Below are 20,179 nucleotides of genomic sequence, written 5' to 3' on the forward strand. Positions count from 1 at the left end.
GCCAATGCTTGATAGGTAGGTTGGCGCTGAGCTTGCGAAGCCCAACAATTACTGTGCAATATCATGTTGGGCTTCGTATACTCAGCGCCAACCTTGCACTTTAGTATCCTCTAATTATCTTGTGAAAACGGTAAGCTTTTGATTTCTTTATGTCGAGATCAGGAGCTCTGACCTTACCCCAATCTAATAAAATCAAAAGCATAGCAATTCATTAAAGATAATAAGGTGAGACTAAAATAGGTAGGATGCTGCTGAGGAACGGAGCGCATCTATCGCGAATGATGCGCTTCGTTCCTCAGCACATCCTGTCACTTCCGGATTTAGTTAAATCCTCGTTTGCCTTCAAACCTACCCGTCTTTCAGCGGTTGGTTGTATATTTCGTACATATTACTTAGTACCTAAATCCTGCAAGCCCATATTTTGACTCTCATTAACCTGTCTAGCTAAGTGGTTATTAGGTTTTTACTGCCGCTTTGCCAGCCCTCTTTGTCCAACCGATCAAAATATCCAGATTTAAATCATAAATAGAGGAAATTTTTTGTATCGTATGGATATCCCCCGAGCCCAAGGCAATAAACACCCTGCCAACGTGCCATGACCTTTTAATCAAAGTGACTTAACTTCGGTTAATGTTAAGCGAGTAACCCCACCTTAACCCAATCATCCCATTCCTGTGGATAGAGCGGACCTGCAGGTGTTCTGACTCTCAGCTGATTATTGCCTGTGAGTAATTTTCCAGCCACCCGAATCAGATAAGTACGAAGTGTATCCGGCTCCCATTGGCACAACGTTTTGTTGCCACTCAATTGAGCCATCCAGCGCACGGTATTGTAGGCAAGAACGGCGCAATGAAATAATGCGGCATTAGCCAGAAATTGATTCGTTCTGATTTTACCTAAACCCATTTGTGATTTTGCTTCTTCAATCCATGTTTCGCACGTCGCTCGTTCACCATACTTCTTATGTGTTTGCCAAGGCGATAGAGGTTCAGTTGTTACATAACAAAAATAGTCATATTCTGCCGTATCCCAAAGCTCGGACTGAGGTCCTGTCACTTGTTTAGGTTGCTTTATCCTGACCGCGACAAACTGACGAGAGCGAGACCAGCCACCACAACGATATTGAAACTCGCTCTGCTCCCAACCGGGTCGGCCTTGTATGGCTGTCCAGGCCTGTTTGGCCAGCAATGCGTTCAAATTCTTAAGTTTAACCTTTATTAGATACCCATGCCCTCTGGTATCGAGAAATTCAAGCAAATCACCGACAAAATAACCACTGTCACCGCGAAAAATAATGCGCATCCGATTGGGCAAGTGTGCAAGTAACTGTTTGGTAAATTCTACAACACCATTGCTTGTAAAGGCATTGCCTGTCCGGAACCAGGCTTGTAAAATTTCTTTTGTTTCCGCTAGAAAAGCGAGTTGTGGATGGTATGAACGGGCACCTTTCTTTTTGGGGTTGAAGCCTTTGGCACTTCCTTCTTGTCGACCACAAACGGTGTCCACAGTTGAATCGACATCGACCCACTGGACGGATTGTATGCCAGTTTTCGATTTTCCGGAACGAAGCAATCGCCGCCAGTGTTGACCACGCAAAGTATGCGTGAGCGTTTCAAACTGGCTTATCTGCCTATCACTTACTTCTTTAAAGATCCGTAAAATTGTGGTTTCAACAGGAATCTTTATCCAGCCAGCTACTTTGCGCAGTACGCTATCTGCCCATACGGTCGTCACCTTTGCCATTGATGTTGCTCCCCCCATCATGCCAACCAACGTCAATAGAACCACATCAGATAAGTGATGGTCTGCATTTTCACCCCGCCGATGTGGAACGCTTTGTTTTACGGTTTTTTCAAAACCTATCCTGTCTAAATATTTCACGACGGGAATCAGTCCCGCCTGGCTTGTCAATCCATGTGCTGTAGATGTCATTTTTACCGTTCGGGTACGGTTTCTTACGTGAGATGAGGATTTTGATACTTTAGAGGGCTTCATTAAAACAATGAGATAGTGAAATCAGGAAAATGATATTATATCATTGTTTAATAAGGAGTTTTGTGGATTATTATGTATAATGCTTGCAGGATTTAGGTAGTATTTTTAGTCACTAAGAACTATCATATTAATATAGAGTACATATTATCCGATAGCCGGATAAATTTCAGGAGTGGCACATGGAATATAAAAATATTGAAAGTATGCTGGAAACTTTAGAGCAATACATACGCAATGAAATTAAAGATGCAAGTGTTGAGCAATTAATCTTGTTTGCCCGGCACTATTTTAGTTTCAGCGCCTTTGAGGAAATCGCAAATACTTCTGTAGAAGATTTGTATGGTGCAGTATTATCGCATTGGAATCTTTTTCTGGATTTGCCTAAGGGTAAGGAAAAAATTCATATTTATAACCCCAGTGTAGAAGAGCATGGCTGGCAAAGTTCGCATACGGTTATAGAAGTCGTTTCCCCCGATCGGGCGTTTATCCTGCAATCCCTTACGATGGAAATTAATCGCTATGGTCTGGTAAATCAGCTGGTTTTTCATCCCGTTTACTGGGTACGCAGGGATAGCAGCGGAAAATTGCTAGAGATTAGTAAAACAGAGATGAAGGAGACAACTCAGGAAAGTGTTTTACATATAGAGATTAATCGGCAAAGTGATAGTGAGCTGATTGCACAACTTAAAGTGAGTCTGCAGGAGGTTCTACGTGATGTGCGTGCGGTAACCGATGATTGGGCAAAAAGCCTGGATAAAATGGAATCAGCAATCACTGCCTTATCTGAGAAAAACCAGCCCGAATTACAGGAGCCTATAGAATTTTTACAATGGTTGAAAGATGGTCATTTTGTGTTTCTGGGTTATCGAGAGTATCGCATTATCCAGCAGGATGAAACCAATGGCTTTAGTGTGATTGAGCAAACGGGCCTGGGCATACTGCGCGATAATATAGCGCAAATTCCAGAGGCGAATTTTCTGCCGATTAGTGATGATGCCTATCAGTTGTTGAATAATGATAACCCGCTATTGATTACCAAAGCGACCAGTAAAGCGACGGTGCATCGACCTGTGTTTATGGATTATATCGGAATTAAACAATATGATGCTGCCGGGCTCGTTAGCGGAGAAATTCGATTTTTAGGCTTATATGCTTCCTCTGCCTATACCTGTGAACTGGATACTATTCCGCTAGTGCGTAGTAAAATGCAAACCTTGCTGCAGCAGTCCGAGTTTGTAAACAGCAGTCATACTGAAAGAGCATTATTGTTTGTTATTAATTCATTACCGCGAGATGAATTATTTCAAGCTCAACTTGAAGATTTATCAGACTGTGTGACTGGGGTTTTACAATTACAAGAACGCCAACGGGTACGAGTGTTTGTGCGTCATGAAGTCTATAGCCATTTTGTGTCGCTTTTAGTCTTTGTCCCGCGAGAGCGCTACAACACAGGGTCGAGGATAAAGATTCAGAAAATCCTGCTGGATATTTTTAAGGGCAGTGATTTAGATTTTAGCGTAAAACTTTCAGAATCAATTCTGGCAAGAATTCATTTTATTATTCATAGTACAGTTAAGTGTTGTATAGATTTTGAGGTTAAAGAAATTGAGCAGCGCATTATTAATGCCTTATCTAATTGGCATGATGAGCTAGAGACTGAACTGCATTTTCAATACGGGGAAGCCGAAGCCAATAGCTATTTGCACGCCTACGAGCAGGGTTTTTCTGCAGCGTATAGGGAAGCGGTAACAGCACGTACAGCACTACTGGATTTAAAGCGCCTGGAGCAACTCGAAGGTGAAAACCTATCTGCCCTAGGCTTTCTCTATAGCCCGTTAACCGCTTCGGGACAAAAACAACTGTATTTTAAATTATACTGCTTCGGCAAAGTGGCCTCACTATCGCGTAGCCTGCCTATGCTGGAAAATATGGGGGTAAAAGTTTGTAGTGAACACCCTTATGAAATTAATAAGCATAGTCAGGAAAATCCCTTCTGGATTCATGATTTTGGTCTTGCCTATGATCATGTTGATCAGCTTAATATTGAAGAACTTAAGCCTCAGTTTCAGGAAGCCTTTGAGCAATGCTGGATGGGACGAGTTGAAAATGATGGCTTTAATGCATTAGTGATTAATGCAGGACTGTCATGGCAAGATATCAATATATTAAGGGCGTTGTATTTTTACTTGCGCCAAATAGGGATTGCTTTTAGCCAAAGCTATGTGCAGGAAACATTAATACGCAATGCAAGTGTTGCTACCTTGCTGGTTGAGCTATTTTATCAGCGCTTTAATACGGACAATACTTTAGCCGTGGACAATAGCCAGACTGTAGCAGCAATAGAGGAGCAGGTTGATCAGGTCATATCACTGGATGAAGACCGTATACTCAGGCGCTATTTGAATTTGATTTTAGCGGCTGAGCGTACTAATTTTTTTAAACAAAGTGTCGATGAGCAGGGTGTTCCCTATTTATCCATTAAATTTAATTCTGCCAGGGTAGATGAAATTCCATCGCCCGTGCCTTATTACGAAATATTTGTTTATTCTCCGCGTATGGAAGGCATACATTTACGCGGCGGACCGGTCGCAAGAGGCGGCCTGCGCTGGTCTGACAGACGTGAGGACTTTAGAACCGAAGTCTTAGGGCTCATGAAGGCGCAGATGACTAAAAACTCGGTGATCGTACCTACTGGTGCAAAAGGGGGCTTTGTCGTTAAAACCGCGTGTACTAAAGAAACCAAAGCAGAGGAAGGGGTTGCCTGTTATCGGCTATTGATACGCGGCCTACTGGATATTACCGATAATTATGCGGCGAATGATGTCATTAAACCCAAGCAAGTTAATTGTTATGATGCAGACGATCCCTATCTAGTCGTTGCAGCAGATAAAGGCACGGCAAGTTTTTCAGATTATGCCAATGCTCTTTCTCTCGACTATAACTACTGGTTAGGAGATGCCTTTGCATCGGGTGGGTCGGTAGGCTATGACCATAAACAAATGGGTATTACCGCGCGGGGTGCCTGGGTATCCGTACAACATCATTTTGAAAACCTAGATATAGATATACAGAAAAATGCCTTTACCGTGATCGGTATTGGTGGCATGGCCGGTGATGTTTTTGGAAACGGCATGTTATTGTCAGATAAAATCAAATTGATTGCGGCCTTTAACCATAATTCGATTTTTCTAGATCCCAATCCAAACACTGAAGCCAGCTTTAATGAGCGCAAGCGTTTATTTGAGATGCATAGTCCTAAATGGACTGATTATGACCCCAGCTTAATTTCTAAAGGGGGTGGCGTTTATTCCCGGTTGGATAAAATCGTGATCTTAAGTAATGAGGTTAAAGAAGCACTGGGCATTACCCAGGCGCAACTAACACCTAATGAACTGATTAAGACTGTCTTAGCTGCACCTGTAGATTTACTCTGGAATGGCGGTATTGGTACTTATGTGAAAGCAGCAGCAGAACTTAATAGCGATGTTGGCGACCGTGCGAATGATGCATTACGCATTAATGCCGGGCAATTACGCTGTAAAATCGTTGGCGAAGGCGGTAATCTGGGCTTTACGCAGCTAGGCCGTATTGAATATGCACTTAATAATGGCAGTATCAATACAGATTCTATCGATAATTCTGCGGGCGTTGATTGTTCAGATCATGAGGTAAATATAAAAATCCTGCTTAATAGCCTGGTTTTACAAGGGGACTTGACGGCAAAGCAACGAGATAAACTACTGGAGAGTATGACTGAGCAGGTTGCCGACTTAGTATTAAGTAATAACTATCAACAAAACCATGCCATAAGTATGATTCAGTCAGAGTCGTTGCTTGAGATGCCAGGTTTAAAACAATTGGTTAATACGCTTGAGACTAGAGCTAATATGGACTGCGTTTTAGAAAAACTACCGAATGAAAAAGTTTTACAAACGCGTAAAATTTCTGGTAAGGGGATGACACGCCCTGAAATATCGGTATTACTGGCGTACACGAAGCAGTTATTAAAAACAGATTTATTAGTCGAGTCAAAATGTATTAACCTAAATCTTTATCAACATATCTTGTCAGATTATTTTCCGACCCAACTGCAAACGATATACGCGGAACAAATTCAACAACATCGACTGGGTAAGCAAATTGTTGCCAACCAGTTAATTAATAGCCTGGTTAACAGGTTGGGCATTGTTTTTCCGCACCGGTTTATGCAAGAGTTAAATTGTACCGTTGCGGAACTCGTTAATACCTATAATCTGGTTTGCCGAGTGTTTGAAATAGATGCAATATGGAAAATGCAGAATGAACTCGATGGCGCTATTAGTGCAGAGGTGCAAGAAGACATCAAATTGCGCATCAGGAAATGGGTGGAGCGTGCAATGTACTGGTTTGTGCGCAACGAGCCGCAAGCTGAAGGGGCAGAGCACTATGTTGCAAGCATCGAAGAACTTACCGAAGCATTGTCAGGGCTAGTCCCAGAAGACGCACAAAAAATGATGGATCAACAGGTAGATGAATTAATTAAAGCAGATGTGAGTGCGCCGCTGGCGTTAAAAATTGCCCAGAGCGATGCCTTATTTGCTTGTTTAAATGCTATCAAGGTACATAAGAAAAGCGAATACTCACTAACCGAAGTGACGAAAGGCCTTTTTTTTCAAGCCGATGCATTAAATTTAGGTTGGTTATATCAGCAAATATTACTCTTACCCAAAGAAACCACCTGGGAAGCATTATCCCGGAGAGCAGTAATAGATGAATATAATCAGATCAGTTGCGTACTCTTGCAAAGCGTATTGGCAGAAGAAGAGCATAGCATTACGGCTAAATTAGAAAGCTGGCAGGGTAAGAACAGTGTGACATTTGAGCGCTATATGGCGCTGGTGCATTCAGCTGAAGCCGATGATAGTGTGCAATTAGAAAAGATCGTGGTGATCTTGGGTAATAGCTGGAATTTGACGGTTTATGCTATTTAAAACTAGAAAAATCAGTTGCTCACGGTTTCTAGCAAAAGCTCTTTATTCCACAGCACTTCCAAAAAATTCCCGATTAACCTAAGGGTGAATCTAAGATTTTTTGAATGCACTGTGACCCCAATATCTTGCGCTATAATTCCGCGCCCAACTGATTTTCTAGTTAAATGAAAGTACTACTAATAACGCCGCCCATGACTCAGCTTAATACGCCGTATCCCGCAACAGCGTATTTAACCGGGTTTTTAAAGCTGCACGGTTATGCTGCGGTACAGCGTGATTTAGCGATAGACCTGATACTTAAACTCTTTTCACGATCTGGGCTGGAAGCATTATTTAATCAGCTTGAAGACAATTATGCCGAGATTGATGATGAAGATCTGCCCGATAGTATTTATCATTTTCTGGCAAATTATACGCAGTATTACCAATGCATCGATGCTGTCATTGGTTTTTTACAAGGCAAAGACCCTAGTTTAGCGATACGCATTAGCTCCCGCCGTTTCTTACCAGAAGGCCCGCAATTTGAAACGCTAGAGCAAATGGAAGAAATCAACAGCGAAGTATTAGCCCAGGCTTTTGGCCTATTGGGTGTACAAGACAAGGCAAAATATTTAGCCACTTTATTTATCAACGATATCGCCGCAGTGATTAAAGAAGGCGTTGATCCCTACTTTGAAGTCTCACGTTATGCAGAGCGGCTCGCCGCGTCAAACCCCAGTTTTGATGATTTATGCACAGCACTACATCCCACTGAACCCAATTATAGCGAGACAATTATTGCGCAACTTATGCAGCAATATTTAGCCGAAGAAAGCCCACAGGTATTAGCCATTAGCGTACCGTTTCCGGGTAATATGCTGGGAGCATTACAAGCCGCAAAATACTGTAAGCAACATAACCCGGACATTAAAATCATCTTGGGCGGCGGTTTTGTTAATACCGAGTTACGCGCCTTAAAAGAGCCGCGACTCTTTGAATTTATAGATTATGTTTGCCTGGACGATGGTGAGCGCCCCTTATTAACCCTGTTAGAAAACATTCAGGGGCAAAGCGATCAGTTGTATAGAACCTATCTGCTAGAAGCAGGGCAGGTTGTCTTTAAGACCAGTACAGAGCTACATGACATCGCACAAAAAGAGGTAGGAACGCCTGATTATACAGGCCTGCCAGTTGATAAATACCTGTCCTTATGTGAAATGCTGAATCCTATGCATCGTATCTGGAGTGATGGCCGCTGGAATAAAATCACCATCGCCCATGGTTGTTACTGGGCCAAATGCAGCTTTTGTGATATCAGCCTGGATTATATCGGTCATTACGATGATGCCGGGGCGGATATTACCCTCCAGCGTATCAAAACATTGATTGCTCAGACCGGACAAACAGGCTTTCATTTTGTCGATGAAGCTGCTCCACCTAAAGCCTTATTTGCTTTGGCAATAAAATTGATAGAGCAGGATATCGTGATTACCTGGTGGGGGAATATCCGCTTTGAAAAAACTTTTACACCAGAAAAATGTCAATTACTGGCAGACTCAGGCTGTATTGCCATCAGCGGTGGGCTGGAAGTCGCCTCAGATAGACTGTTAGACTTAATGCAAAAAGGGGTTAGCGTCGCCCAGGTAGCAAGAATCACCAAAGCCTTTGCCGATGCAGGTGTTTTGGTACACGCCTACTTAATGTACGGCTTCCCCAGCCAGACCGAACAAGAAACAGTCGATGCACTAGAATATGTCAGACAATTAATGCAACAGGGATGCATTCAGTCTGCCTATTGGCACCGATTTGCGGCGACCATTCACAGTCCGGTTGGGCTTAATCCCGAAGCGTATGGCATAGAATTAATCGCAAATGAAAATGTTTTATTTGCTGAAAATGATATCAATTACATAGATTCAGTACAGACCGATCATGAAATGCTGGGGTTGGGCTTAAAAAAGGCCTTGTACAATTATATGCATAATACAGGATTTGAATATCCTGCTTCGTTCTGGTTTGATAATGAGGTGGGGGAAAGCAGTGTGGCAGAGGATTATATTGAAGGGTGTTTGTTTTGACGGGAGTGCTTGCCTGAGCTTTATAAGTTGGCTGACTCCAGAATTTAAAATATATTTTCCATTTTATAAGGGAAATATCAGTAATAACTGGAATTTATTATTAATAATATCTATGATTACAACAGTAAAGAAAATAATATACGTAAAATAAAGAAATATAAACAACTACTTAGTCGTATTTTAATCTAGAAATTTTGCCAATTCCAATAACTTATTGAAGTGCAATATTTTCCATGTTTTTTTATCGGGTTTATCTTGCTTTCCATGAAATAGGTGCTAATATTTTAAAAGTGGAAAAAACAAGTAAAAAATTCCAGTTTAAATGGTTTAATATTTTGATACATGGAATTTTTTACATTGTATATAGGCGGTAGGTGGAATTTTTTCCATGTATTAACAATGTTAGCTTAATGAGATATAAAAAATAGTATGGTAATTAAAGAAGCAATATTGCAAAGCTTAGATGATCTGAAATCACTAGTAAATCATGCGCAAGTTTATAATCATATTATTGAGAATAACTATTATAAATTTGAGCAAGGAAAAACACCTAAAGCAACCATATCAGCTCAGCTTGGTGATTTCATTAGAAAGAATGATGTTAGGGTAAAAAGAATTAAATCGAAAAATGGTACTTATGTTTATTATTTAACTAAATATAAAGATGAGTTAAATTTAGAAAATATAATAGTCAGTGAAGAGAAAAAGACTCCTGTAAATTTAGAGCAGAAATCTTCAGGGATAAAAGCATATCAAGAAAGAGATTTACATAAATTATTAAGTAGTTATTTACATAGCCAAGATATTTTTGCAAAGACAATTTATCATGAACAGTCAAAAAATAATATCGATAACCATCAAAAATGGATACATCCAGATATAGTGTAATTATTCAGACCCCTTAACAATTGGTAGCTTAGGAACCGCAACACCTACCCGCTGATTGTGAATAACGGCCGCTAAATATATCCATGGGGATTGCTGCCTTTTTCTACAGGTTTCGATGACACTAATCAAAATAGCAAACACACATGAACCTTCTTCAGTTCGTGTTCCATAGCTGATTCGCCTTAATATAACCCAGTGCCGTAAGGCACGTTCTGCTTCGTTATTGGTTAAGGGTAAATGAGGGAATTCGAGTACCCGAAAGATAGCCTCCCAATCATTGAGCATTTCTGTTGCTAGCGCATGGGTCTTTGTGTGTGTTGATGCTTTCATTTGTTCACACAGTTGCCGATAGGCTATCAATTGCGTTTGGTAAATTTCCGTCAGTGGCGAGTTTGGAGGGTGGTGCCGTGCTTCACGAATTGCTGTCATAAGCATGTTCATTAATTTGAGTGTTTGTTCTCCAAATAGCTGAGAGTCTTTATTTAAGCCCTCTTTTAAGCCTTTTGCCTTACGAATCAGGTGAGCCCAGCAACGAGCTCGATTAAGGTATTTTCGATAAACCTGGTAACCATCACTCATTAGCCAGCCGCAATATGCTTGACCCAGGATGTTTTCAATCAGTTCTGATGACCGAGTTGAAATCCAGTAGGCTGTGACGGTATCTGTACTAAAAACCCATAGCCATAAAAAAGTGGTGAGTTCCATCCAGGAAGTTTCATCAACATGAAGTAGATTACTTTCTACGACTTCCTTTACTAATTCAGCTTCTATAGGCATTGCTGCTGCGCCGCTTTCATGTAATGTATTGTTAATCGTGCCAACACTAATCTGTAACCCTAGCCAATCACATAAAAACTCTTGGACACGTTCTCGTGAAAGCCGCATGCGATAAGTAAGGCATATAATTAATGCTGCAAGCCCCGGACCTACCAATCTCCATTGGCTACAGTTTATATCCTGCAAGGTGCCATCGGAATTGGAACGATGCGGTTCTTTTATTGTAATATGTCCACAGTGACAGGTGACTTCATAATAGCTATGCTTGGTATTCGTTAGCCTCAGGCCTGGATTTTTCTCATCAGACCATACGATATCAATGGTTTCAAAAGCCGTGTATGCTTTTTTGAAATGGTCATTTAATGGTTGATGGCAGCATTCACATATTTCAGGAAAATGTTCCTGATAGTCTGTGATCACTATTTTTTGTTGTCGCCCAAAACCCTTGGCTCCAAGTTGCTTCCCTGGTTTTCGTTGTTCTTCTGTTTCATTTTTCGGGGACTGTCTGGATGTTTTATTGGGCTTTTCAGTAGGAGATGACTCTTTTTTATCTGAAGTCGCTTCTTGTTCCTCTTCGGAATCATTACTGGAATCTTTTTGAGTGTCCCTTTCCCATGGTGCTTCACTGCTTGGAGGCCGAGAACTATTATGGGAATTCTGGCTTAACCGTTCACGAGCTTCCTTTAAATCTGTAAGCAATCTTATTGAAAGACGACGTAACTCTTCTTCTGATAAATTTAGAAGCTCTTCTTCGTCAAGTTGGCTTAGATCCTGATTACTTAATTGCATGGCCTACATAATACTTCTTGGTATCATAAAGTTACAAGCCTTTTTTAAATTAGTTGTCAAGTTTGTCGGTAGGGGTCTGAATATTTACGATATAGTTGGAATAAATTTTTTGAAACTGTCTTCAAAGGTTAATAATGCTTTTATGAAGGCATTAAATAAAAAAGATGTGTTTAAATTCACTTCCTACGAACTAAAAAAAGAAATTAATACCGACTATGAACTGAAAAAATCTTATTTTCAAGCTGTATCTAATTCAAGTTGGGCAAATTACGGGTATTTAGTTGCATTTGAAATAAATAGTAGTTTGATGGAAGAAATTGGTCGTTTAAATCAGTCATTCGGAATAGGGGTTATTGAGTTAAAGTCTAACCCATACGAAAGTAAAATATTATTTCAGTCATCATACAAAGAGCTAGATTACAAAACAATTGATAAGTTATGTAAAATTAATAATAGCTTTGAAAGCTTTATTGAACTTACGGAAAAGGTACTTACCGCTCAAGAAAGATATGTAGCAACGACCGAAAAGGAGTTGATAGATTCTTGTGATGAAGTATTTAAAAGTGAGTCAGAAATATCAGAATATTGTAATAAGAAAAATATACCACTAGAAGAGCCTAGTGTTGAAGGTTAAATCAGCTAACGAATAAGGTTAGATTGTGATCGCGAAGCGAGCCACAATCTGAACCGTTTGTTGGACAAGCCCGGCACGATAGTAGGAATTCATTTAATGCGCTCTATGAAAATAGCTTTTTGTTGATCAGCCCGACTGATGAATCGAACCTCTGTTTTTACCTGTTTAACTGAACTTTGAGCGTTGTCCATTGCAGTCAACTCTCAAAGTCCAAGTATCGGAGCAAAATTCTGCCTTAATCTCCGATTTTAGCCCAAGCAACTCCCTCAGCATTTAATCCGCTGATAGCCTGGGTCGAAGTGTTTAAATTTACATAAGCGCTAGTGATTCCAATTGTTAAGTTGGCAAAGGCTGAAACATTATTTCCACCCTGGGTATTTGCCGACGCCCAACAACCATCGCCCCGCCACAACATTTGCAACTGAATGCCGGCCGTACTTTGAGTGCACGCAATATCTTCGTCGGGTCAAACTTTAGCAGGGAGTGAATCAACTTAATAACACCCTTGCTATTCGGATGTAAAAAGCCATAATTGCGCGCACGACGAAAGCCTTTAGGCAAAACATGTTGCAGCACCAGCCACAGAAATTTAGCCCCCGATACCGTTTTGGTTTGATAGCGTTTGGTTTTGCTGTCTTGATAACGGTAGGTTACTTTGCCATTTTGGCAGGATAAGATATCCTGTTCACGAATCACACCACGATACAGGTATCGACCCAGATATATCAATGCTTTATCGCCTGCACCGACAAACTTACAATCGACCACCCATTTTTCCGGAATAGCTGTGGGAAATGGCAACTTTTCTTCGTTCATACGCGCTAGCATCTTTGCACGAAATACTTTTGCTAGTGCTTTATGATGAAACAGGTATTTGCCTTCCTTAGTGCGCCAGAGCTTCTTGATTTTATCCACGATTGCCGCAGGCATAATGACATGAATATGCGGATGATAATTTAATTCGCGTGAGTGTGTATGTAAGACAGCAATCGCCCCGGCATCGCCTTGCAACTGCTTATCATTTTTACTAAAACTCTGTAAAGTCGCCCAGGCACAGTCAAACATCATACTGTAAAGTAACCGCGGATGCTGCCTGGCTAACGACCTTAACTGCGCAGGTAAGGTAAAGGTATTCATAAAATAATCAGCAGGGACTTGTTTTTGTACCTGTCGTTCAATCCATTGTTGACTCTCATGATGTTGACAATGCGGGCAGTTACGCTGGCCACAGGAATGAGGCACAAAGGTTTGATAGTCACAGTCTGCACAGTTAACCTGCATCACAGGACTCAGCTGTGTCCGACAGCTCTTCATGGCATGTAATGCACTGATCTGATTGGAGCGTAAACGAGATTGATACTCGCTTAAAAAGTCAGACTGAAATTGATCAATCACTGCAGCTAGGGTTATCATGAAATCTGCCCCCAGTGAATAGAAAAGTCATTGACTAACTGATTAATGTGCAGCTCTGCATTCTCATCGGTAATATCGGTCAAATGCGTATAGCGAGCCGTGGTTACTAAACTGGTATGGCCCAGAATCTTCTGCAACTCAACTAAATCAACCCCGGCTTCTAACAGGTGAGTGGCGTAACTGTGGCGCAGCGAGTGGCAGGAAATCTTTTTTTTAGTCCCATTTCTTGCGTCACAAGACGGATTGTCTTCTGGATGCCACCGCGATCAAGGGGGGATTCAGCAAGATGTGCACCTTTTAGACCCCGGGCACGGTTGGGAAATACCAGCACTGGATTTTTATGCACAGCCCAAAACTTACGCAACACCTTCAAGGTATTCACAGGCAAAGGCACAAGCCGATCCTTATTGCCTTTGGCATTGCGAATATGTACCCGCATGCGTGTCGCATCAATATCACCTACTTTCAGGCTTAAGCCCTCGCCCAAACGTAAACCTAGACTGTAAATCGTAAAATAAAAAACTCGATAGCTTAGATTACGGGTCGACATAAACAGTTGTTGTGCTTCAACCACAGTGACAATATCGGGTATACGCGTACATCGTGGTGGTTTAATCATTAGCACATCAACCCACGGCTTTTGTAGCACATGTGTATAGAAAAACTTGAGACCATAGAGATCTAGTTTCACGGCACTCCAGGAAAGGCGGCTTAAAAGAGCATGAAAATAATCCACCAGTTGATCTTGCGTTAAGTTATCCAGATGCCCCTGAAAGTGTTCCCCGATACGGCGAATAGCGCGTGAATAAGCGTCAATGGTTTTGGGTTGCAGTCCCTTAAGCTTTAAATGCTTACAGTGCTGGATATAATAATGGTTGAATTTAAGCTCTATCGATGGTGTCATAACAGTGTAACCTCATTATTGTTAGTTGGATGAGCTTACAAGTTACCTGTTATGCATATAACAGGCAATGAGGTTACACTTTAAATTTAAGGGATGCGCTGTTTTTCTCCGCGATAGCGGCTTCGTCCAACGAATAAGGTTAGATTGTGATCGCGAAGCGAGCCACAATCTGAACCGTTTGTTGGACAAGCCCGGCACGATAGTAGGAATTCATTTAATGCGCTCTATGAAAATAGCTTTTTGTTGATCAGCCCGACTGATGAATCGAACCTCTGTTTTTACCTGTTTAACTGAACTTTGAGCGTTGTCCATTGCAGTCAACTCTCAAAGTCCAAGTATCGGAGCAAAATTCTGCCTTAATCTCCGATTTTAGCCCAAGCAACTCCCTCAGCATTTAATCCGCTGATAGCCTGGGTCGAAGTGTTTAAATTTACATAAGCGCTAGTGATTCCAATTGTTAAGTTGGCAAAGGCTGAAACATTATTTCCACCCTGGGTATTTGCCGACGCCCAACAACCATCGCCCCGCCACAACATTTGCAACTGAATGCCGGCCGTACTTTGAGTGCACGCAATATCTTCGTCGGGTCAAACTTTAGCAGGGAGTGAATCAACTTAATAACACCCTTGCTATTCGGATGTAAAAAGCCATAATTGCGCGCACGACGAAAGCCTTTAGGCAAAACATGTTGCAGCACCAGCCACAGAAATTTAGCCCCCGATACCGTTTTGGTTTGATAGCGTTTGGTTTTGCTGTCTTGATAACGGTAGGTTACTTTGCCATTTTGGCAGGATAAGATATCCTGTTCACGAATCACACCACGATACAGGTATCGACCCAGATATATCAATGCTTTATCGCCTGCACCGACAAACTTACAATCGACCACCCATTTTTCCGGAATAGCTGTGGGAAATGGCAACTTTTCTTCGTTCATACGCGCTAGCATCTTTGCACGAAATACTTTTGCTAGTGCTTTATGATGAAACAGGTATTTGCCTTCCTTAGTGCGCCAGAGCTTCTTGATTTTATCCACGATTGCCGCAGGCATAATGACATGAATATGCGGATGATAATTTAATTCGCGTGAGTGTGTATGTAAGACAGCAATCGCCCCGGCATCGCCTTGCAACTGCTTATCATTTTTACTAAAACTCTGTAAAGTCGCCCAGGCACAGTCAAACATCATACTGTAAAGTAACCGCGGATGCTGCCTGGCTAACGACCTTAACTGCGCAGGTAAGGTAAAGGTATTCATAAAATAATCAGCAGGGACTTGTTTTTGTACCTGTCGTTCAATCCATTGTTGACTCTCATGATGTTGACAATGCGGGCAGTTACGCTGGCCACAGGAATGAGGCACAAAGGTTTGATAGTCACAGTCTGCACAGTTAACCTGCATCACAGGACTCAGCTGTGTCCGACAGCTCTTCATGGCATGTAATGCACTGATCTGATTGGAGCGTAAACGAGATTGATACTCGCTTAAAAAGTCAGACTGAAATTGATCAATCACTGCAGCTAGGGTTATCATGAAATCTGCCCCCAGTGAATAGAAAAGTCATTGACTAACTGATTAATGTGCAGCTCTGCATTCTCATCGGTAATATCGGTCAAATGCGTATAGCGAGCCGTGGTTACTAAACTGGTATGGCCCAGAATCTTCTGCAACTCAACTAAATCAACCCCGGCTTCTAACAGGTGAGTGGCGTAACTGTGGCGCAGCGAGTGGCAGGAAATCTTTTTTTTAGTCCCATTTCTTGCGTCACAAGACGGATTGTCTTCTGGATGCCACCGCGATCAAGGGGGGATTCAGCAAGATGTGCACCTTTTAGACCCCGGGCACGGTTGGGAAATACCAGCACTGGATTTTTATGCACAGCCCAAAACTTACGCAACACCTTCAAGGTATTCACAGGCAAAGGCACAAGCCGATCCTTATTGCCTTTGGCATTGCGAATATGTACCCGCATGCGTGTCGCATCAATATCACCTACTTTCAGGCTTAAGCCCTCGCCCAAACGTAAACCTAGACTGTAAATCGTAAAATAAAAAACTCGATAGCTTAGATTACGGGTCGACATAAACAGTTGTTGTGCTTCAACCACAGTGACAATATCGGGTATACGCGTACATCGTGGTGGTTTAATCATTAGCACATCAACCCACGGCTTTTGTAGCACATGTGTATAGAAAAACTTGAGACCATAGAGATCTAGTTTCACGGCACTCCAGGAAAGGCGGCTTAAAAGAGCATGAAAATAATCCACCAGTTGATCTTGCGTTAAGTTATCCAGATGCCCCTGAAAGTGTTCCCCGATACGGCGAATAGCGCGTGAATAAGCGTCAATGGTTTTGGGTTGCAGTCCCTTAAGCTTTAAATGCTTACAGTGCTGGATATAATAATGGTTGAATTTAAGCTCTATCGATGGTGTCATAACAGTGTAACCTCATTATTGTTAGTTGGATGAGCTTACAAGTTACCTGTTATGCATATAACAGGCAATGAGGTTACACTTTAAATTTAAGGGATGCGCTGTTTTTCTCCGCGATAGCGGCTTCGTCCAACAATCAAATCCACTTGACCGTAAAAAGCGTCACAAATTTTTGCTATCGCAAAATTTCCGCCCCTTTTTACGTCAAGTGATTTGGGCGTTATTTGCGACACGAAGTTGCATAAATATATGTTGTAAATCACTTTTTTTAAGTGAGGCGCAACCTGGAGTTCTGCCTCCAGTATCCTACCAGGCCATGCGACACGGATGTGGTGTGAAGCGTCTGGGACAATGAAACTCGTATAAGAGGAACCGTGAGGGGACTCGTATTCTGCCAGTGCTAAGGCGGTCGGGAGCTAGGATGGAATGATAGGGTGAATGTAATGTGAACTGTCGTCTTGAAGTCCCGTTAACAAAAGAGCAGCCAAAAAGCACTGATAGGCTGTAACCAACAGGTGGGTAGTCAGTGGAACTGTTATAACGTCGGTTTCACGCAGATAAAGCACTACTGGGATACAGGCAGCACCTAAGTCGTTCGTTAAGATATTTATGTGGAACGTGGCAATGTCGTATCGTCCTCCAGCGATGGAGAAAGCTGCCCGCAAGGGATGCCGAAGGCGGTACGTCGATGAGAGAATGGAAAAAGCGAAGGCGATTATGTAATGTAGTCGATACGGATTCAAGATTTGTCCGACACGAAAGTGTGCCCACGTCCATTTGGTGCTTTTCTGCGAAAGAGTTTGGAGAACCGATTTTGAGAAGGAAACGCAAATGACGGCCTGTATGGCTGGTGCACCTTCTGCCAATCAACAGAACTGGAATCAGGTCAACTGGTCCATTGTTGAGTGTTTGGTTAATCGGCTGCAAATGCGTATCGCAGAGGCCGTACGGCGAGGACGATGGCACAAGGTGAAAGCTTTGCAATATCTTCTGAGTCGTTCGTTTTATGCCAGAATGCTGGCCGTAAAGCGAATCATTTCTAACAAAGGTAAAAGAACATCAGGAATTGATGGTGTTATCTGGAAAACACACCAGCACTATTGGTGTGCCGTGTCACAACTAAAAATACGGGGCTATAAAGCCCATCCCTTACGTCGTTGCTGGATTCCTAAAAGCAATGGCAAACTGCGTCCTCTCGGCATCCCCATTATGCATGATCGGGCGATGCAAGCATTATACGCATTGACCCTAAAACCTGTTGCCGAAACATTAGGTGACAAGCATTCTTATGGGTTTCGGGAAAAACGTAGTGTACATGATGCAGTCAAGCAATGCTTTATAGCGCTGGCAACACGCAGGGCAGCGCCCTGGGTACTAGATGCTGATATTAAAGCCTGTTTTGATCGTATCAGCCACGACTGGCTGCTTGAGCACATTCTGCTACCGAAAAAGGTACTGAAACAATGGCTCAAGTCAGGGTATATGGAGAAGTCAAAGTACTATGATAGTCATGAAGGCACACCGCAAGGCGGTATTATTTCCCCTATCTTAGCCAATATGGCCTTGGATGGGCTGGAAACTGTCGTCATAAAAGGACGCAATAAGAAACACCGCAAACTCAACGTGATCCGCTATGCGGATGATTTTGTTATTACGGGGGCAACGGAAGGCATTCTACGCGACGAAATATTACCTGCGGTAAAAGACTTTCTTCAGCCCCGAGGGCTGACATTATCAGAGGAAAAGACACATCTACGCCCGATTGAAGAAGGGGTTGATTTTCTAGGGTTTACCCTTAGAAAGTTCAAAGATAAATTGATAATCTGCCCTTCTCAAAAGAAAGTCACTCAGTTTCGGGAAATGCTGAAAATTTTCTTTAAAGAATCGCAAAAGCTACCCTTTGAAGCGATGCTTAGAAAATTGAACAGCAAACTTCGAGGCTGGGCTTTCTCAAACCGTCAGGTCGTGGCCAAACGTTTATTCAATACGTTGGATAATGAAATATATTATGGTGTACGTCGCTGGTTGCGACATTGCCACCGTAGTAAAACCAATGCATGGATAACACACCGTTATCGTTCTCGCATAGAAGGACGAAGTAATTTCGGTACGTTTGTGATCAATAAACAAGGGAAGCGACAATGGTTAGGGTTATTTCGGATGGCCGACGTGCCTATCCGTTACCACGTTAAAGTTCGTGGCGAAGCTAACCCTTATGACCCTGCTTATCGGGAATACTTTAAAGACCGTGCAGAGAAACAATGTCGTACACGAAACTATGATCGTTTATTTTTAGCCAGTACAACACTGGAAAGAACCTTGATTAGAGGGTAATATGACCACTAATAAGAAATGAGCGATCGGGTCGAATATACTCGGCTTTTAAAGGGCTTGAGCCGTATGCTGGGAAACTCGCAAGTACGGTTCTTAGGAGGGGAAGGGCTGCGAAGCCCTGACCTATCCGGTGTGAAAAAAAACAAACAGCTAAGACATAGGAAATATTATGCCTCATGACATAGATAGCAAAGTAATTGGTCACTTCGCATTTAGCTCACCGATGGGGGTTATTTGTGATGGCGACGCATGTGTAATATCTGGATCAGAAGAAGCAATGCGCAATTACATAAAGTCTGCTTTAACTGAATCATCAAAGGGAGTAACAATTAAAAAGACTAGATTCGGTGAAATTATTCAAGGAATGAAGAAAGGGGCGCCGTATGCGTTTGATGAGCAATCTTATAACCGTTTTTATCCACTTGCTAATAAAACAGGGTTTAACTTAAAAGAAGAAGATTTTACGGTACAAAAAGAAACCGGATTTCATTTTGTGGTAATAAGACCATAAATTATCACAAAATCCATAATATGCAGATAACATAAAAAGAATCAATACAAATGGCAAAAAAAGATTTCATTCCAAATAAGTTACAGCCATGGGTTGAAGCAAGAAAGAAATATCATTTGTCTCATACCCAAATACAGATGGCTAGGGAACTTGGTTTAAATCCAAAGAAATTTGGTAGCCTTGGCAACACAAAACAACAACAATGGAAACTTCCACTACCTGAGTTTATCGAAGAATTATATTTCAAGCATTTCAAAAAAAGAGCACCAGAAAACGTAAGATCTATTGAGCAAATGGTAAAAGACAAAGCAAGAAAAAAAGCAGAGAGAAAAACACATAAAGAACTTGCAAGCTCAGGCGATGATGCAACAATCACATAACGAATAAGGTTAGATTGTGATCGCGAAGCGAGCCACAATCTGAACCGTTTGTTGGACAAGCCCGGCACGATAGTAGGAATTCATTTAATGCG

General features: G+C 41.9%; 11 protein-coding genes and 2 pseudogenes. 7 read left to right on the top strand and 6 right to left on the bottom strand.

Annotated features, from left to right (window positions below; genetic code table 11):
- Positions 1-633: 633 nt before the first annotated feature.
- Positions 634-1,995, bottom strand: coding sequence for an IS1380 family transposase (locus ACQY3F_RS04825; protein WP_428352976.1), 1,362 nt, complete (start codon positions 1,993-1,995; stop codon positions 634-636).
- Positions 1,996-2,174: 179 nt separating this feature from the next.
- On the opposite strand from ACQY3F_RS04825, the gene ACQY3F_RS04830 reads away from it, so the two are divergent.
- From ACQY3F_RS04830 to ACQY3F_RS04840, 3 genes are all read left to right on the top strand, one after another.
- Positions 2,175-6,965, top strand: a complete 4,791-nt coding sequence (locus tag ACQY3F_RS04830; protein WP_428353820.1) for an NAD-glutamate dehydrogenase — start codon at positions 2,175-2,177, stop codon at positions 6,963-6,965.
- A 164-nt stretch (positions 6,966-7,129) separates the two neighbouring features.
- Positions 7,130-9,022, top strand: coding sequence for a B12-binding domain-containing radical SAM protein (locus ACQY3F_RS04835; RefSeq protein ID WP_428353821.1), 1,893 nt, complete (start codon positions 7,130-7,132; stop codon positions 9,020-9,022).
- Between the two features lie 429 nt (positions 9,023-9,451).
- Positions 9,452-9,910 (top strand): hypothetical protein, encoded by a 459-nt coding sequence (locus ACQY3F_RS04840; RefSeq protein WP_428353822.1) that lies wholly within the window; start codon positions 9,452-9,454, stop codon positions 9,908-9,910.
- On the opposite strand, the gene tnpC is transcribed toward ACQY3F_RS04840, so the two are convergent.
- Positions 9,911-11,476, bottom strand: a complete 1,566-nt coding sequence (gene tnpC / locus ACQY3F_RS04845) for an IS66 family transposase (protein ID WP_428353782.1) — start codon at positions 11,474-11,476, stop codon at positions 9,911-9,913.
- Here tnpC and ACQY3F_RS04850 point away from each other — a divergent pair.
- Complete coding sequence (locus tag ACQY3F_RS04850) at positions 11,475-12,110, top strand: hypothetical protein (RefSeq protein WP_428353823.1); 636 nt, start codon at positions 11,475-11,477, stop codon at positions 12,108-12,110. The genes tnpC and ACQY3F_RS04850 overlap by 2 nt on opposite strands.
- A 336-nt stretch (positions 12,111-12,446) precedes the next feature.
- Here the strand turns inward: ACQY3F_RS04850 and ACQY3F_RS04855 are convergent, their stop codons facing one another.
- The 4 genes and pseudogenes from ACQY3F_RS04855 to ACQY3F_RS04870 all read right to left on the bottom strand — a co-directional run bounded on the left by ACQY3F_RS04855 (position 12,447) and on the right by ACQY3F_RS04870 (position 16,865).
- Entirely contained in the window at positions 12,447-13,523 is a 1,077-nt protein-coding gene (locus ACQY3F_RS04855) for an IS91 family transposase (protein ID WP_428352924.1), read from the bottom strand.
- Positions 13,520-14,427 (bottom strand): annotated as a pseudogene (locus ACQY3F_RS04860) (tyrosine-type recombinase/integrase). Before ACQY3F_RS04860 ends, ACQY3F_RS04855 begins: the two are co-directional and overlap by 4 nt.
- A 457-nt stretch (positions 14,428-14,884) precedes the next feature.
- Positions 14,885-15,961, bottom strand: coding sequence for an IS91 family transposase (locus ACQY3F_RS04865; RefSeq protein WP_428352924.1), 1,077 nt, complete (start codon positions 15,959-15,961; stop codon positions 14,885-14,887).
- Positions 15,958-16,865: pseudogene (locus ACQY3F_RS04870) on the bottom strand (tyrosine-type recombinase/integrase). The gene ACQY3F_RS04865 and the pseudogene ACQY3F_RS04870 overlap by 4 nt, the downstream one beginning before the upstream one ends.
- A gap of 828 nt (positions 16,866-17,693) precedes the next feature.
- Between ACQY3F_RS04870 and ltrA the strand changes: the two are divergent.
- From ltrA to ACQY3F_RS04885, 3 genes are all read left to right on the top strand, one after another.
- Positions 17,694-19,196 carry a group II intron reverse transcriptase/maturase gene (ltrA, locus tag ACQY3F_RS04875; protein ID WP_428353824.1) on the top strand — a complete coding sequence of 501 codons (1,503 nt, stop codon included), beginning with the start codon at positions 17,694-17,696 and terminating at the stop codon, positions 19,194-19,196.
- A 169-nt stretch (positions 19,197-19,365) separates the two neighbouring features.
- The gene (locus tag ACQY3F_RS04880) at positions 19,366-19,707 is read left to right on the top strand and encodes a hypothetical protein (protein WP_428353825.1); all 342 of its coding nucleotides are present in this window, start codon (positions 19,366-19,368) and stop codon (positions 19,705-19,707) included.
- 50 nt (positions 19,708-19,757) lie between these two features.
- Positions 19,758-20,087 (top strand): hypothetical protein, encoded by a 330-nt coding sequence (locus ACQY3F_RS04885; RefSeq protein WP_428353826.1) that lies wholly within the window; start codon positions 19,758-19,760, stop codon positions 20,085-20,087.
- The last annotated feature ends 92 nt before the right edge of the window (positions 20,088-20,179 follow it).

It is taken from the genome of Methyloprofundus sp. (assembly GCF_965251085.1).
In the GTDB taxonomy this organism is placed as follows: domain Bacteria; phylum Pseudomonadota; class Gammaproteobacteria; order Methylococcales; family Methylomonadaceae; genus Methyloprofundus.